This window comes from Parasphingorhabdus sp. (assembly GCF_048267785.1).
GTDB lineage: Bacteria > Pseudomonadota > Alphaproteobacteria > Sphingomonadales > Sphingomonadaceae > Parasphingorhabdus.
Genome location: NZ_JBLWWU010000008.1, coordinates 26,262 through 40,963, shown reverse-complemented (window position 1 = coordinate 40,963; position 14,702 = coordinate 26,262). Strand labels below are relative to the sequence as shown.

13 protein-coding genes are annotated in these 14,702 nt (G+C 58.0%); 5 read left to right on the top strand and 8 right to left on the bottom strand.

What is annotated here, in order from left to right:
* Positions 1-47 precede the first annotated feature (47 nt).
* Positions 48-1,118, bottom strand: coding sequence for a DUF2855 family protein (locus ACN0VD_RS08190; protein ID WP_417593448.1), 1,071 nt, complete (start codon positions 1,116-1,118; stop codon positions 48-50).
* A gap of 143 nt (positions 1,119-1,261) precedes the next feature.
* Between ACN0VD_RS08190 and ACN0VD_RS08185 the strand changes: the two genes are divergently transcribed.
* The 3 genes from ACN0VD_RS08185 (at position 1,262) to ACN0VD_RS08175 (ending at position 4,979) form a co-directional block, all read left to right on the top strand.
* Positions 1,262-2,818 (top strand): alanine/glycine:cation symporter family protein, encoded by a 1,557-nt coding sequence (locus ACN0VD_RS08185; protein ID WP_417593447.1) that lies wholly within the window; start codon positions 1,262-1,264, stop codon positions 2,816-2,818.
* Between the two features lie 131 nt (positions 2,819-2,949).
* Positions 2,950-3,531: a YqaA family protein gene (locus ACN0VD_RS08180; RefSeq protein ID WP_417593446.1), complete on the top strand. Its 582-nt coding sequence runs from the start codon at positions 2,950-2,952 to the stop codon at positions 3,529-3,531.
* Positions 3,532-3,605: 74 nt separating this feature from the next.
* A complete protein-coding gene (locus ACN0VD_RS08175; protein WP_417593445.1) occupies positions 3,606-4,979 on the top strand; it encodes a glutamate--cysteine ligase in 1,374 nt (457 codons plus the stop codon).
* 33 nt (positions 4,980-5,012) lie between these two features.
* Here the strand turns inward: ACN0VD_RS08175 and dinB are convergent, their stop codons facing one another.
* Positions 5,013-6,119: a DNA polymerase IV gene (gene dinB, locus ACN0VD_RS08170; protein WP_417593444.1), complete on the bottom strand. Its 1,107-nt coding sequence runs from the start codon at positions 6,117-6,119 to the stop codon at positions 5,013-5,015.
* A 39-nt stretch (positions 6,120-6,158) separates the two neighbouring features.
* Positions 6,159-7,730: a pentapeptide repeat-containing protein gene (locus ACN0VD_RS08165; RefSeq protein ID WP_417593443.1), complete on the bottom strand. Its 1,572-nt coding sequence runs from the start codon at positions 7,728-7,730 to the stop codon at positions 6,159-6,161.
* A 92-nt stretch (positions 7,731-7,822) separates the two neighbouring features.
* On the opposite strand from ACN0VD_RS08165, the gene ACN0VD_RS08160 reads away from it, so the two are divergent.
* Together ACN0VD_RS08160 and ACN0VD_RS08155 are read left to right on the top strand one after the other, a co-directional pair.
* On the top strand, positions 7,823-9,076 hold the full coding sequence (locus ACN0VD_RS08160) for a multidrug effflux MFS transporter (RefSeq protein ID WP_417593442.1): 1,254 nt from the start codon (positions 7,823-7,825) through the stop codon (positions 9,074-9,076).
* 30 nt (positions 9,077-9,106) lie between these two features.
* Positions 9,107-9,541, top strand: a complete 435-nt coding sequence (locus ACN0VD_RS08155) for a DUF2147 domain-containing protein (protein WP_417593441.1) — start codon at positions 9,107-9,109, stop codon at positions 9,539-9,541.
* A gap of 180 nt (positions 9,542-9,721) precedes the next feature.
* Here ACN0VD_RS08155 and ACN0VD_RS08150 read toward each other — a convergent pair whose 3' ends face one another.
* From ACN0VD_RS08150 to ACN0VD_RS08130, 5 genes are all read right to left on the bottom strand, one after another.
* Positions 9,722-10,144: a GFA family protein gene (locus ACN0VD_RS08150; protein WP_417593440.1), complete on the bottom strand. Its 423-nt coding sequence runs from the start codon at positions 10,142-10,144 to the stop codon at positions 9,722-9,724.
* A 10-nt stretch (positions 10,145-10,154) separates the two neighbouring features.
* Positions 10,155-11,165: an SO2930 family diheme c-type cytochrome gene (locus tag ACN0VD_RS08145; RefSeq protein ID WP_417593439.1), complete on the bottom strand. Its 1,011-nt coding sequence runs from the start codon at positions 11,163-11,165 to the stop codon at positions 10,155-10,157.
* The gene (locus ACN0VD_RS08140; RefSeq protein WP_417593438.1) at positions 11,165-12,358 is read right to left on the bottom strand and encodes a parallel beta-helix domain-containing protein; all 1,194 of its coding nucleotides are present in this window, start codon (positions 12,356-12,358) and stop codon (positions 11,165-11,167) included. The genes ACN0VD_RS08145 and ACN0VD_RS08140 overlap by 1 nt, the downstream gene beginning before the upstream one ends.
* A 95-nt stretch (positions 12,359-12,453) precedes the next feature.
* Positions 12,454-13,149: an aspartate/glutamate racemase family protein gene (locus tag ACN0VD_RS08135; protein WP_417593437.1), complete on the bottom strand. Its 696-nt coding sequence runs from the start codon at positions 13,147-13,149 to the stop codon at positions 12,454-12,456.
* A gap of 36 nt (positions 13,150-13,185) precedes the next feature.
* A complete protein-coding gene (locus tag ACN0VD_RS08130) occupies positions 13,186-14,634 on the bottom strand; it encodes an NAD(P)(+) transhydrogenase (Re/Si-specific) subunit beta (protein WP_417593568.1) in 1,449 nt (482 codons plus the stop codon).
* Positions 14,635-14,702: the final 68 nt, after the last annotated feature.

Genomic DNA, 14,702 nt, shown 5'->3' with positions numbered 1-14,702 from the left:
ACCCGGGCCTTATCCAGCCATATTGCTTTTCAATCAAGCCTTGGACGTCATGCGAAATGACACATCAAACCGCGACTGGGCGCAACTTCATTTGCCAGCATGGCGAGATAGGCGGATTGCAGGGCATCGCGGCCTGCCAGATCCTCAACCTTCAGATAGGCGCTCGCACCGCCGACAAAGGCGGAAAATTGTTCATCGACCCGCGCCCGGAACGCCGCCGGACCGATTTGCTTCATCAGGCTTTCGGCTGCGGTGGGCGCGAAGAAAAGTACCGGTTTCGGTCCTTGCAGATCATCCGCGCCGCCACGTTCCGAAACATGGGTCGCGCCGACCAGCGAACTGAATTTCAGTGCGTCGCCCCAATGGGCATGGATAGCACCCAGCAATTTGCCATTGCCGGCAAAGTCTACCGATACGGTCGGCCGATCGGCATCGGCTGCCGACAGATTATCATAGGTCCAAACCTCGTCATACAGTCCCGATTGTTCGACAAAAAGCTTGTTGCCGGCGGAGGTCAGACCAATACGTTTGATGCCGGGACTCAGGTTTTTCGCGACCATCGCGAGCCCTAACGAAGTTTTGGACGAGGCGCTGGTCATCAGCAGGGCTTCTGCACCGAACCAGTCACTGGACCGCATGAAATCCTCGATCAGAAAACTGGTGGTGAAGAGCGGCTGGAAGATCGCCCGCTCCGCCTCAAGCGTGCCTTCATCAGGGCCCAGCCGGTGATATTGATTGTAAATGATCGCCAATCCCTGACGATGCGCGACACCGTCGACAAAGCCGCCGTCCTGCACATTGGTCGGCGTGACCAGCAAATGGCTCGCCATCGGCAGATAACCATAGACCCGCTCGCCCACCGCAATATCGGCATTTTCCGAGGCCACGACCCTGGCGAAACCCCATACGGGCACAATGCCCCAATCGTCATCCCCGGTCGGGAAGAAATTCCAGTAACCAAAGCCGTCACCGACCACCGCATAGGTGATATTATTCGCCGTCAGGGCATATTTTTCGACCGCCAGCAATATTTGCCCGTCGGCCAGCGACGGCAAATCCGCCTCATGCCACTCGCTTTTTGCGAGGTCCTCTTTCTTAACCCACAGACTCTGAATCATATCATCCCCATCTTCTTTTTCGCTTTTGCCCAGCATAGGGACTGGAAAGCAGATGGCAAAAGCATTTGCCAAAAACCGTTCGCCTGCTAATCCTGCGCTTCGGGAAAGAATATGCGCCTTGCGCACCATCGGGGAGAATTTTTGTGAGTGCAGCACCGGTTTCAGGTTTTGAGGCGGCGATCGCACCCGTCACCAATATGTCGGACTTTATCTGGGCCGGCACATGGGAAGGGGCTGAGATACTTCCGATTCCGCCGATGGTCGTGTTCCTGCTGGGTGCAGGCATCTATTTCATGATCGGCCTTCGCGGTTATCCCTTGCGCCGACTGTTTCCGTCTCTCGCCGGACTGTTCAAAAAATCATCCAGCAAGGGTGCAGGCGAAATTTCCCCTTTCGCGGCCCTGTCCACAGCATTGTCCGGTCAGGTCGGAACCGGCAATCTCGCCGGCGTAGCGACCGCCATCACGCTCGGGGGACCGGGTGCAATTTTCTGGATGTGGGTAACCGCATTGTTCGGCATGGCGCTTGCCTTTGCCGAAGGCTCGCTCGCCGTACGCTTCCGTTCGCAAGCCGCAGATGGCACCTATCGCGGCGGTCCAATGACCTACATAACCATCGGTCTGGGCCCGAAATGGACATGGCTGGCGATATTATTCTGCCTCGGCACCTTATTTTCCGCTCTGGTTACCGGCAACGGAATTCAGGCGAACAGCCTCGGCGACAGCGCTAATGAATTGTTCGGTGTCGAAGAATGGATCGGCGGCGCGGCCGCAGCGATTGCAGTTTTCGTCGTCATCATTGGCGGCATCAAGTCGATTGGCCGGGTCGCGGAAACCATCGTCCCGTGGATGGCCGGGGCCTATCTGCTGATGGCGCTGATTGCATTGGTGATCAACTTGCCCGACCTGCCGGAAACCTTCGGGCGGATTTTCAACGGTGCATTCAACGCGCAGTCGGCAAGCGGTGGTTTCCTTGGCGCGGCGATCATTATCGCCATTCGCGCCGGTGTGGCGCGCGGACTGTTTTCCAACGAGGCGGGTCAGGGGTCAACCCCGATCGCCCACGCCGTCGCGCAAACCAATGACCCCGCCGCGCAGGGCCGTTTCGCAATGATGGGAACCTTTATCGACACGGTTGTCATCTGCACGATGACTGCGCTGGTGATGCTCACGGTTGCGGGCGACTTCACCCATACGCTGTCCGATGGAACGACCGAAGCGGTGAAACATGCATGGCAGTCCGACCTGAACGGCTTTGCGATGACCTCCGGCGCTTATGCAGCGGCCTTCCCCTTCCCGATCTTCGGCATCCCGATTGGCACCCTGATCGCTTCGGTGGCGCTGATCCTGTTCGTGTTCACGACCCTGCTGACCTGGAGCTATTATGGCGAGCGGGCGATCACCTATCTTTATGACCTGACTCCGGGATCGACGCTCAAGGGTGAAAACCGGCTCCACTTCACATGGCGGATTTTATGGTGCCTGGTGATCTTCATCGGTTCTTTCGCGCCGCTGGAGCTGATCTGGCGTCTCGGTGATATTTCCAATGCGGTAATGACCCTGCCCAATATCGTTGCTTTGCTGGCACTTTCAGGTGTTGTCTTCGCTCTGGCCAAAGGCAACCGCTCTGCCGGTACCGACCATGGCCGCGAAACGCCGAAGGAATTACTGGAAGAAGTGACCGGCGCACCGGGGCACTAGATGGTGGATTTTCGGTGCGACGGCCAATTGGCTGTGCTTCACTTCGCTCGATATCATCTCCAACCAACCGGGCGAAGCGAGGGAAGCCAAGCAGGCGGCTGCCTGCGCCCGGCGCTTGAGGTCTAAAAATAATGCTGAAACGCCTCTACGAATGGATGCTCGAAAAGGCAGCCCATCGGCAAGCCACGAAATGGCTCGCCGGAATCAGCTTCGCCGAATCCAGCTTCTTTCCGATCCCGCCAGATGTTATGCTGGCTCCGATGTGTCTGGCAAAGCCGGAGCGTTCCTGGTGGTACGCGCTGATCTGCACCATTGCCTCGGTTCTGGGATCTTTGCTCGGCTATGCCATCGGCTATTTCGTCTTCGAAACCGTCGGCATGCCGATTTTGGAATTTTACGGGGTAACCGAGAAATTCGATATATTTGCCCAGAATTTCAACGAACAGGGCTGGATTGTCGTCTTGCTTGCCGGCTTCACACCGCTGCCGTTCAAGGTGATCACCATCGCCGCCGGCAGCACCGCGATGCCGCTCCATATCCTGATCGGCGCAGCGATTGTCGCCCGGGCCGCGCGCTTCTTTCTGGTTGCCGCACTGCTTCGCTTTTTCGGGCCGCCGATGAAGGCGTGGATCGACAAGAATTTCGCCCTGGCCACCACAGCGGTTGGTGTTCTTTTCGTCGGCGGGTTCGCCGCCGTCCGCTGGTTGCTGTGACAAGTAACAAATGCTTTTGGCGCAACAGCCTTTTTTTTATGGCCTAGCCGCCGATGATTTTCTAAGGCCAGTCAATGAGCACTAGACAGGTTTCAAACAGCAACGATCCTGTGATCGAGAATATCGACCAGTTGATCAATCCGATGGCTGAGGGCGAGAAGCCCCGGGATCGCTGGCGGATCGGCACCGAGCACGAGAAATTCGTCTATTGTACCAAGGACCATCACGCCCCCAGCTATGACGAGCCCGGCGGGATCAGGGACCTGTTGCTCGCGATGCAGGAATTCGGCTGGAAGCCGGTCGAAGAGGGCGGCAAGGTCATCGCCATGTCAGGCAGTGACGGCGCGATCAGCCTCGAACCGGCGGGCCAGCTGGAACTGTCCGGCGCGCCGCTCGAAAATCTGCACGAAACCTGCAACGAAACCGGCCGCCATCTCCAGCAGGTCAAGGCGATTGGCGAAAAGACCGGCACCGGCTTTCTGGGCATGGGCATGTGGCCGGACAAGACCCGCGCCGAATTGCCGATCATGCCCAAGGGCCGCTACCAGATCATGCTCAATCATATGCCGCGCGTCGGCAATCTCGGCCTCGACATGATGCTGCGCACCTGCACCATCCAGGTCAATCTCGACTATGCCAGCGAAGCCGATATGGCGCAGAAATTCCGCGTCGGACTGGCGCTGCAGCCGCTCGCCACGGCGCTGTTCGCCAATTCGCCCTTCACCGAAGGCAAGCCCAACGGCTACCAGAGCTTCCGCAGCCATATCTGGTCCGACACCGATCCGCACCGCACCGGCATGCTGCCGTTCGTCTTTGAAGAAGGCTTCGGCTACGAACGCTACGCCGAATATATGCTCGATGTGCCGATGTATTTCGTCTTCCGCGATGGCAATTATATCGATGCCGCGGGCCTCAGCTTCCGCGATTTCCTGAAAGGGGAACTGTCGGTTCTGCCCGGCGAGAAGCCGACCATGTCCGACTGGAACGACCATCTGTCGACCGCCTTCCCTGAGGTCCGCCTGAAAAGCTTCCTCGAGATGCGCGGTGCCGACGGCGGCCCGTGGAACCGTATCTGCGCCCTGCCTGCCTTCTGGGTCGGCCTGCTTTACGACCAGAACGCACTCGATGCCGCCTGGGACCGGGTCAAGGGCTGGAGCATGGAAGAGCGTGAGGCGCTGCGCAACGGCGTGCCCAAGCTCGGGCTCGACACACCGATCCCCAACGGCCAGATGCTCAAAGACCTGGCAGCAGAAATCCTCGACATATCCTCCGCCGGCCTCACCGCGCGCAACCGCCTCAACAGCAGCGGCGATAATGAAAGCGGTTTTCTCGACCCGCTCCGCGAAGTGGTTGCCAAGGGCCAATCCCCGGCGGCGCAACTGCTCGAACGCTATCACGGCGAATGGAATGGCGATGTCAGCCGAATCTATGACGAGATGAGTTTCTGACGACAGGTTGGACGTGCCGAGAGTGACCCTCGCCTAAAACTCGAACGCAGCCTGTTCCGCGTTATCGGTCACCTCATCCGCCACCTCCGCACCCTCCAGATTACCGAGTGTCAACCCCAACAACCGAACCCCATTCTCCACCGGCATGATGCTGGCCAGCAATTCCCGGCCAATAGCTGCAAATTCATTTTTGTCCGCGACATAATGGTCGGTGGATTTTGACCGCGTCACCTGCCGGAAGTCGGCATATTTCGCCTTCAGCGTCACCGTCCGCCCGCGCGCCTCGCATTTCTCAATGCTGTTCCAGACGATATCGATAATATGTTCGAACGCGTCGTGCATATCGCTGTCGCTGACCAGATCATCGCCATAGGTCCGCTCGCCGCCCACGGATTTGCGAATCCGGTGCGCGCGCACCTCGCGATGATCGACGCCGCGCGAGGCGCGGAAGAGATAGCCTGCCGACTTGCCGAAATGCTGGCTGAGAAATTCCTGCGATTGCGCGCGCAGATCGGCGCCGGTGTGGATATTCAGTTTCGCCATCCGCTCCGCCGTCTTCGGGCCAACGCCGTAAAAACGCCGCACCGGTAATCCGGCGACAAAATCCGCCCCCTGATGCGGCTTGATCACGCAAATCCCGTCGGGCTTGTTCTGGTCCGAGGCTATCTTGGCGATAAATTTGTTGTAACTCACGCCGGCGCTGGCGGTGAGACCGGTCTGCTTTTTGATCTCCGCCCGGATCATCTCGGCAATCCTTGTCGCATTGCCGATCCCCATCTTGTCCTGCGTGACATCGATATAGGCTTCATCGAGCGACAGCGGCTCGACGAGATCGCTGTGCATACGGAATATCGCGCGGATCTGCTGCGACACTTCGCGATAGACCTCGAACCGGTGCTTGACGAAAATCAGATCGGGGCAACGGCGTTTGGCGGTGACCGAAGCCATGGCCGAACGCACCCCGAACACGCGCGCTTCATAGGAGGCGGCCGCGACCACCCCGCGCTTGGACGATCCGCCGACCGCCACCGGCTTGCCGCGCAGTTCGGGAAAATCCCGCTGCTCTACGCTCGCGAAAAAGGCATCCATATCGATATGGATGATCTTGCGCTGGAGCAGATCGGGGGCGGAATCGGACATCCTGCCAACCTAGCGCCTATCGCACCGCTTGGGGAGCAACTACATTTCTTCGTTCAAGGATTTCCGATAGCCTTCGATCAGCTCGTCGCTAACATGGATGCGGATCGTCTCGCCCACGCTCGCGCGCATCCCGCAACCCATGAAATTCCCTGCCTCGGGATATAGTTTGTAATCGGGTCGTCCGTCGGCAAATATCTCCAACCGATTGTCCAATATCCGGAAGATCGGGATCGCAGCGCCCTCCGACGCTGGAATATACCAGCCCGTGTCCTTGTCGAAATAGAGATACGAAGCGTAAATGCTGCACAAATGCGCGTTTGCGCCTACCGCGATACCCTTGATCGCGTAAAGCCCGTCATCCGCGCGTTCGATCAATATCTCGGTCATCGAGGCACCGACCAATACCGGCGCGATTCTGGCAAATAGCTCGGACCCCACGACAGCCGCGGGAAGCGGCAGCACATCGTCGATGAACAATGCTGCCTCTCCCGGGGCCAGCCATTGCTTTTCACCCAGCAAGCCAAGCAGTTGCCCCTTGCGATCACCATAGCTTTTCCGGATGCAGTCCGAGGGATATTCATCCGCGCCGCACCGGTTACGCTGCTTCAGCCAGGCCCGCTGGCTTGCAATGACGCCGGAATCAATGCTCTTCGCGCGTTTGTACAAGATTGCAATATCGCGGTCAGCCGCGCGCAAATCGCTGGCATATTCGCCACAGATTTCCCGTTCGACCTTAGTGGTCGCCTTCGCACAGTCAAAGGACGGCTGCGTTTCCGCTGCTTTTTGTCGGGCTGTTTCTGCAATCAGATGGCGCGCTTCCTCCGCGCTGATATTTACGTCATTGCCACCACCCCGCAGGATGACCGCACCGCGAAATTCGGCCTGCGCCAGATAGGGCAATTGTCTTGGCGAGAGAATCGTCTGATCCAGAATGGCTCCCGTCAGTTTGACATCATAGAGGCGGAAACTGTGCAGCGTGGACCCGGAAAAATCCGTTCCCTCAGCGCTCATCTTGGCCCCGCCCTGAAAGACCGGACAGCCATCCGGCACCGTGATACCGCATGCAAAGGTGAAGCCGGCCATGTTGGCGCCATCCACGTTCCAGCCCTCGACACTGCCTTCAAACCAACCGCCATCGAAATGACCGCCGCTGAAATCCGCATTTTGTGCCGCGACGTCGGAGAGATTTGCATTGCGCAGGAATATCCCGGGCATGATCGCACCGCGCATATTCGATCCGGTCAGATCCGATTTGATGAAGCCGATGCTATGGGCTTGCACGCCTGCAAAATTGGAATTCGTCAACTTGCTATCCTGGAAGCAGATATTGGCGAGCGGTGTTGCGGAAAAATCCCAACCCGAAAAATCACCGCCGTTGATAATTTTCAGGCCTGCTTCCCGCGTACCGGTCATCCGCATGAATTCCGGGACGCTCTTAATAGACGCACCATCAATCTCTCTTTTCGGAACGGCGCTTTTACCCTCACCCCAGATATCACCGTAAGAAGCCGCACAGCTTACCTCTATTTGCGGAGATTTTGCTTGGACCGAACTTGCAACTCCCAGCGCCATTGCGACCAAGACAAGGGACATAAACAACGATCTGGGCATCCAATTTTCCTCTGGTTCCGGCAAGCCGCAATGGCTCCATTCTTATCATTTCTACTATAGCCACAACCAGCCGACCTTGCCATAGACCGCAGGTGCAAAACAAAGCTCTCCCCTTTCCGATCGGTCGCACCGAGCTCATCATCATGATGGCCAGCCTGATGTCGCTGAATGCTTTGGCGATCGATATCATGCTGCCTGCACTCGGGTTGATCTCCGACGATTTTGCCCTGCCCAGCGTCAATGACCGGCAATGGACCATCACCTCCTATATTTACGGTATGGCGATCGGGTCGATATTATACGGTTCGCTGGCCGACCGTTATGGGCGCAGACCCGTGCTGCTGGCGACCATTGCGATATATACCGTCTTTGCCATATTATGTGCGCTCGCCTGGGATTTCGAGCTGCTGCTGATCGGTCGCTTCATTCAGGGGCTCGCTGCATCGGCCATGGGCGTTCTGGCGAACAGCATCATCCGCGATCGGTACGAAGGCGATGCGATGGCCCGGTCGATGTCGACGATCATGATGGTGTTCATGATTGTTCCCATCACAGCGCCGCTGCTCGGACAGCTGGTTCTCATGGTTGCACCATGGAAGGCAATATTTCTGGTGCTCGCCAGCGCCGGGCTGGCGACATTTTTATGGGTGATGACGCGACTGCCCGAAACTTTGCGGCCAGAAGACAAAACGCCGATCAAGGTCCGATCCATCGCCTCTGCCTGGTACGGGGTTATTTTCAACCGCAACAGCTTTGGCCATGTCATCGCCAGCGGCCTGATGATGGCACCGCTGTTCGCCTATATCGCCTCAGCCCAGCAGATATTCTTCGATATATTCGGTGCAGGCGATATTTTTGCCTATATTTTCGCGCTGAATGCCGGCGCGATGTCGGCCGCCAGTTTTACCAACTCGCGGATCGTCATGCGCTTTGGCGCCCGCCGGGTGTCGCAATCGGCACTGATCTTCTTCATTCTGGTGTCGTTCGTCCATTTTGCGCTTGCAGAAGCGGACTTGCTCAACCTGTGGTCCTTTACCGCCGTGCTCGTGCCTTCGATGGGAATGGTCGGTTTCACCGGAGCCAATTTCAGTTCGATCGCGATGCAACCGTTCGGCAAGACCGCCGGCGTGGCTTCCTCTTTCCAGAATTTTACCCGCTCCGGTCTGTCGGCAATGATCGGCGCAGCGATCGGCCTGCAATTCGATGGCACGGTCCTGCCTCTCGCAACCGGCTTTCTGGTCTGCGGTATCGCATCATTGGCATTTATTTTCTGGGCCGAAAAAGGTAGGTTGTTCCGTCGTGTTCAGACGGGCGTAACCGCAAGCGATCTATTGCCTCGTTCCTGAACATCGAAACACCAGCAAGGGAAGATATCCATGTCGACAGGAACCTCCGGCAGAATAGCAGCCGCCCTGATTCCCGCGGCCATGGCTTTTGCCACCCCTGCTCTGGCAGCGGATTCGATTCACGGCGACTGGATCACCCAGGACCGCGACGCCATTGTCAAGATTTCCAAATGCGGCACGACGGTTTGCGGCCGAATCTACAAATATCTGGTAACCCCGCCCGATGGCGCCGGACAGAAGGATATCAACAATCCCGACAAGAAGATGCGCAACCGCACCTTGCTCGGCATGGCGATATTGACCGGATTCACGCCCGACGGCAAAATCTGGCGCGGCAAGGTCTATGATCCAAAAAGCGGCAAAAGCTATCGCTCGGAAGTCAGCCTGAATTCGGCGAACAGTTTGAAGATGAAAGGCTGTGTCGCCTTTTTCTGCCAGGCCCAGAACTGGACGAGGGCGAAATAATAGCGCGCTAGGCAATATTCTGTGCCCCGGCGAAGGCCGGGGTCCATCTCCCAACATTCCCGCATGAGCAAGCGAAGTGATGCACGCCGATTCCGACGATTGCGCGCTCAATCACCCTTGGCTTTGATCAGATAGCGCACGAGATGGACCCCGGCCTTCGCCGGGGAACCACCGTGCCCTTCAGTCCTCGACCTTTGGTCCGTTGCGACCTTCCAGCCAACGGTCCTGCAACGGCATGTCTACCCAGTGGTGACGTTCGCTTTCCCAGACGCTGCGCGATGGAACCGGCAGATCGTTTCCGTCAAAACAGCCAGTCGCAATCCCGATGCCGTCAGGATGAAACGGCGTCAGCCAGTAAACCGTGGTGCCGCAGTCCGGACAAAAACGGTTCTCGAATGGCGAGCCGCTAGCGCCCGTTCTGACATATTGTTTTGATGTTCCGGCAATGCTGCAATCATCCAGCTTGAAATAGGCACCGACACCAAAGGGCGCGCCGGTTCGCTGCTGGCAGCCGCGACAATGGCACATCACCACCGCATAGGGTTCGCCGATGGTCGTGATTTGCAATTGACGACAATGGCAATGGGCGATCCTGTTGGTCAATATTCTTCCCCTACTTCATCTCCGCGATCCACTGGCTGAGCAGCGCCACGCCCTCGTCATGGACGATCGAGCGCCCGACTTCCGGCATGGAGATGCCCGGGTCGAGGCTGTTCAGCCGGTAGATCATGATGCTGCCGTCCGGATCACCGGGCGCGATGTCGAAATCATGACTGCCGCTGCCCCGCCCCGCCGCAACCGGACGCTTGTTGATCCCGAAGCGGACCGGCATTTTTTCCTCATAGGTCAGGAACAGGCCGGAGTTGCTCGCCGAGCCGTTGATATTGTGACAATGGGCGCAATTGACATCGAGATAGCCGCGCGCACGGTCGTTCAGCGGCGCGCTGGTCTCGCCCCAGACCGGCACGCGATATTCGACCTTGGGTTCTTGGTCGATCAGCCCGAGTCTGGCAAAATCCGCAAGCTGCCCGTCATGGGTGAGATTGCGCGCCTTGGGTCCGATAGGGACCACAGCATCCGACAGGGCGTGGCATTCCTTGCACTGGTTCTTGTTCGGCACGCCGTAGCTGATCGAGCGTTTCCTGCCCGACGGGTCGGTGAAGGTGACGGGAATGCGCGCGCCCGCGACCTTCAGCCTGGCCTCGGTCTGCTCTTCATTCCAGACATAGGGCAGCGCCAGCCAGCCATCGGCGCGGTGCAGCAAGACGCGGGTTTCGAGCAGACGGTGCTTGCCGTCAATCTCGTAGCCAAAGCTCTTGATCAGCGCGGAGCCGACCGGAAAGTCGAGCATTCCGTCGCCATTCGCCTTCGCCTGCTGGCCCTCAGGCACGTAGATGAACCGGTATTTCTCCGCATAGTCGGTGAACAGAGGCGTGTTCAGCGAATAAGGCGTCACCCGGTCATTGGGCTGCCGCGCCGCCGCATCCCTGAAAAAGCCATAGTCCGACAGGCTGCGCGGCAGACCGTCGGACAGGATCACCGCATCGGCGACACCGGCAGGTTCGCCGGCCCCCGCCGACAAGGCCAGCACCGCCATCGCGCAAGCAGATGCCAGCAACCGCATTATCGGATCGCGGCTTCCATCGCCGCGGGCATGACAACCGGTTTCAGCTGCCGGCCGTCAAACGGCTCGGTCGCGCCTGCGGACATAGCCGGCTTGGCCTCGGTCAGCGGCTGGCCCGGTGCGGTCAGGCCCAGGGTCATCACCGGCACATCATCCCCGATCAGGATATTTTCGCCGGTACCATCTTCGATAATCGGCGGAATCGCGCCACCAAAGGCCGCTTTCAGCATATCCCCTCCGGGAAAGGCCGGCTTATAGCCTGCCCGGCCATGTTTGTTCTCGAACACCCGCACGCCAATCGGCTTCGGGTTATAGTTCGGGTCGTCCTGTCCCTTGGTATAGGAGACGATCAATATATTGCCGGTCCCGTTTTCGGCGATGATATTGTCAAACACCTCGACCTCGTAATGCGACATCACCATGATCCCCATGCCGGTGGGCACCTCCGCGACAATATTGCCTTCCGGCGCGAAATTGGGGGTGTTGTTGTCGACCACAATATTGTCAAACACCCGCACGTTGCGGCCGCCCTGTTTGGGAATATTGGGCAGATCGAAGACCAGAATTCCGCCCGTATTGTTGACCGCGATATTATTATAGACGTCGGCCCCGATGCTGTTCTCGATCTCGATTCCCGCGACGTTGAACTTTGCCACGCTATTGCGGACGATGATATTTTCCGACTGGCCGACATAAATGCCCGCGTCGGAGGAGCCAATCGTGGTCACGCTGTCGACCAGAACATTGCTGCTTTCCACCGGATAGATGGCATAGGCACCGTTTTCCGGATGCGGCCCGCGGGTCCATTCCACCCGCAGCTTGTAATAGACGATATTGTCCGCGCCCTTCGACTTGATGCCGTCGCCCTTGCTGTCCTCGATCGCAAAATCGCGCAGTACGACATGATCGGAGGTCACCAGCAGGCCTTCGCCCGCCCCCAGTTGTCCGGCAAAATTGAGCACCGTCTGGTCCATGCCAGCCCCGCGGATGGTAACCCCGTCGACATCGAGAGAAAGACCGTCAACCAGATCGAACCGGCCAGCGCCCAGTTCGACGATATCACCGGGTTCCGCGAGAATCAGCGCCTCCTGAAGCCGTTCCTGCGCATCGGCACCAGGGGCGACCGTGACCGTTTTTGCGAGTGTCGGAGCGCTCAAACATAGCGCGGTGGCGACCATTAAACTGCGTATCATATCTCTCTCCTCCAAGAAGCAGAGATAATGCCGCAAAAACCGGTCGATGCCAAGAGCATTGACATCAATGTCAGTAGATTTGGAAAAAGGCGAGACTAGCCCTCGGCCAAAATCCATTCGATCGCCGCGTCGGCATGAATTTCGGTGCTGTCGTAGATCGGCAGAATATTCGCCTTGGTATCGATGATCAGATCGAGTTCGGTTGAACCCAGCACCACTGCTTGGACACCGCCCTTGGCGATATTGGTGATATAGGTTTTCATCGTCCGTTCGGATTCGCGCTTGGCCTGATTAAACATCAGTTCCTCGTAGATGATCCGGTCGATCTCCTCGACCCGCTCCTCTTCCGGTGGCGTGAGGCTAATGCCCTTGCCGACCAGACGTTTCCGATAAAATCCCTCGGTCATCACATTGCGAGAACCAATCAGGGTCGCGGTCTTGATACCATCCGCAACCATCTTGTCGCCGACACAATCGGCGATATGGAGGATCGGCACACCCACTTCGGGTTGCACCTGATCATAGATTTTGTGCATCGCGTTGGAACAGATCAGCACGGCGGTCGCGCCGCTATTTTCCAGCCGCTTGGCCGCGCGGGTCATCAGACCGGCTGCCGCATCCCAGTCATCGTCCAGTTGCAGCCGGGCATAGTCGCTGAAGTTCACGCTCTCGATCAGCATATGCGGGCTGGTAAAGCCGCCCAGCCGCTTCTGCACGATGCTGTTGATCCGTGTATAATAGCTGGCGGTCGACACCCAGCTCATTCCGCCAATCAGGCCAATTTTACGCATGAAAATACTATCCCTGAAAATATAGGAAATCAGCGTCTAGAGCGCTTTTACGATTTCCTCGCACATTTTCTTCGCATCGGAAAGTAACATCATCGTCTGGTCCATATAAAAGACCTCGTTGTCGACCCCGGCATAACCAACGCCGCCCATCGAACGCTTGACGAAAAAGATCGTCTTGGCTTTTTCGACATCGAACACCGGCATGCCGTAAATCGGCGATCCCTTGTCGGTTTTCGCCGCCGGATTGACCACGTCATTGGCGCCGATGATGAAGGCCACATCGGCCTGGGCAAATTCGCTGTTGATATCTTCCAGCTCGAACACCTCGTCATAAGGCACATTGGCCTCGGCAAGCAGCACATTCATATGGCCCGGCATACGACCGGCCACGGGGTGAATTGCATATTTGACGCTGACGCCCTGTTCTTTCAGCATGTCACCCATTTCGCGCAACGCATGCTGCGCCTGTGCCACGGCCATGCCATAGCCCGGGATAATGATCACATTCTCGGCCTGTTTCATCATATAGGCAGCGTCTTCAGCCGAACCGCGTTTCCACGGACGGTCGATCTTGGCTGCGCCTTCAGAAGGACCGCTATCGGCACCAAAGCCGCCGGCAATAACGCTGATGAAGCTGCGGTTCATCGCCTTGCACATGATATAGGACAGGATCGCACCGGACGAGCCAACCAGCGCGCCCGTGATGATCATGGCGGTATTGCCCAAGGTGAAGCCCATAGCTGCTGCCGCCCAGCCGGAATAGCTGTTCAGCATCGACACGACCACCGGCATATCCGCGCCGCCAATCGGGATGATCAGCAGGAAACCGATCAGGAAACTGAGGCCGACAATCGTCCAGAAGATCGCCCCCGTACCGACGGTCGGCGCAATGGCGAAATAAGCGGTCAATCCGATGATCGCCGCCAATACGCCCAGATTGATGACATGACGCAGCGGCAGCATGATCGGCGCGCCGGACATATTGCCGTTGAGTTTCAGGAAAGCGATGACCGAGCCGGAGAAGGTGATCGCACCAATGGCAACGCCCAGCCCCAGTTCCACGCGGCTGACGGTCAATATTTCACCCGTCGCGTCCAATATGCCAAAGGCACCGGGATTGAGATAGGCGGCGATACCGACCAGCACAGCGGCCAGACCGACCAGAGAGTGGAAAGCGGCAACCAGTTGCGGCATATCGGTCATCGCGATCCGGCGTGCGGTCACGAAACCGATGACGCCACCAATGGCGATCGCACCGGCAATTTCCGGCAGGCTGGCAATGCTATGGGTCCACAGGGTGGTAACCACGGCGATCAGCATGCCCACCATGCCGAACCGGTTGCCACGCCGGCTCGATTCCGGCGAAGACAGACCGCGCAGGGCTAGAATGAACAAGACGCCTGACACCAGATAAGCGGTGGCAACCCAGGGGTTTACCGCTTCCCCGGAGGCAGCGAGTGCGGGGGATGCGGCGAAAAATGTCATCCCGGCGAAGGCTGGGATCCAACCCGCTATCGATGCGATACGGCGCCCTTGGTTTAGGCCCCAGCCTG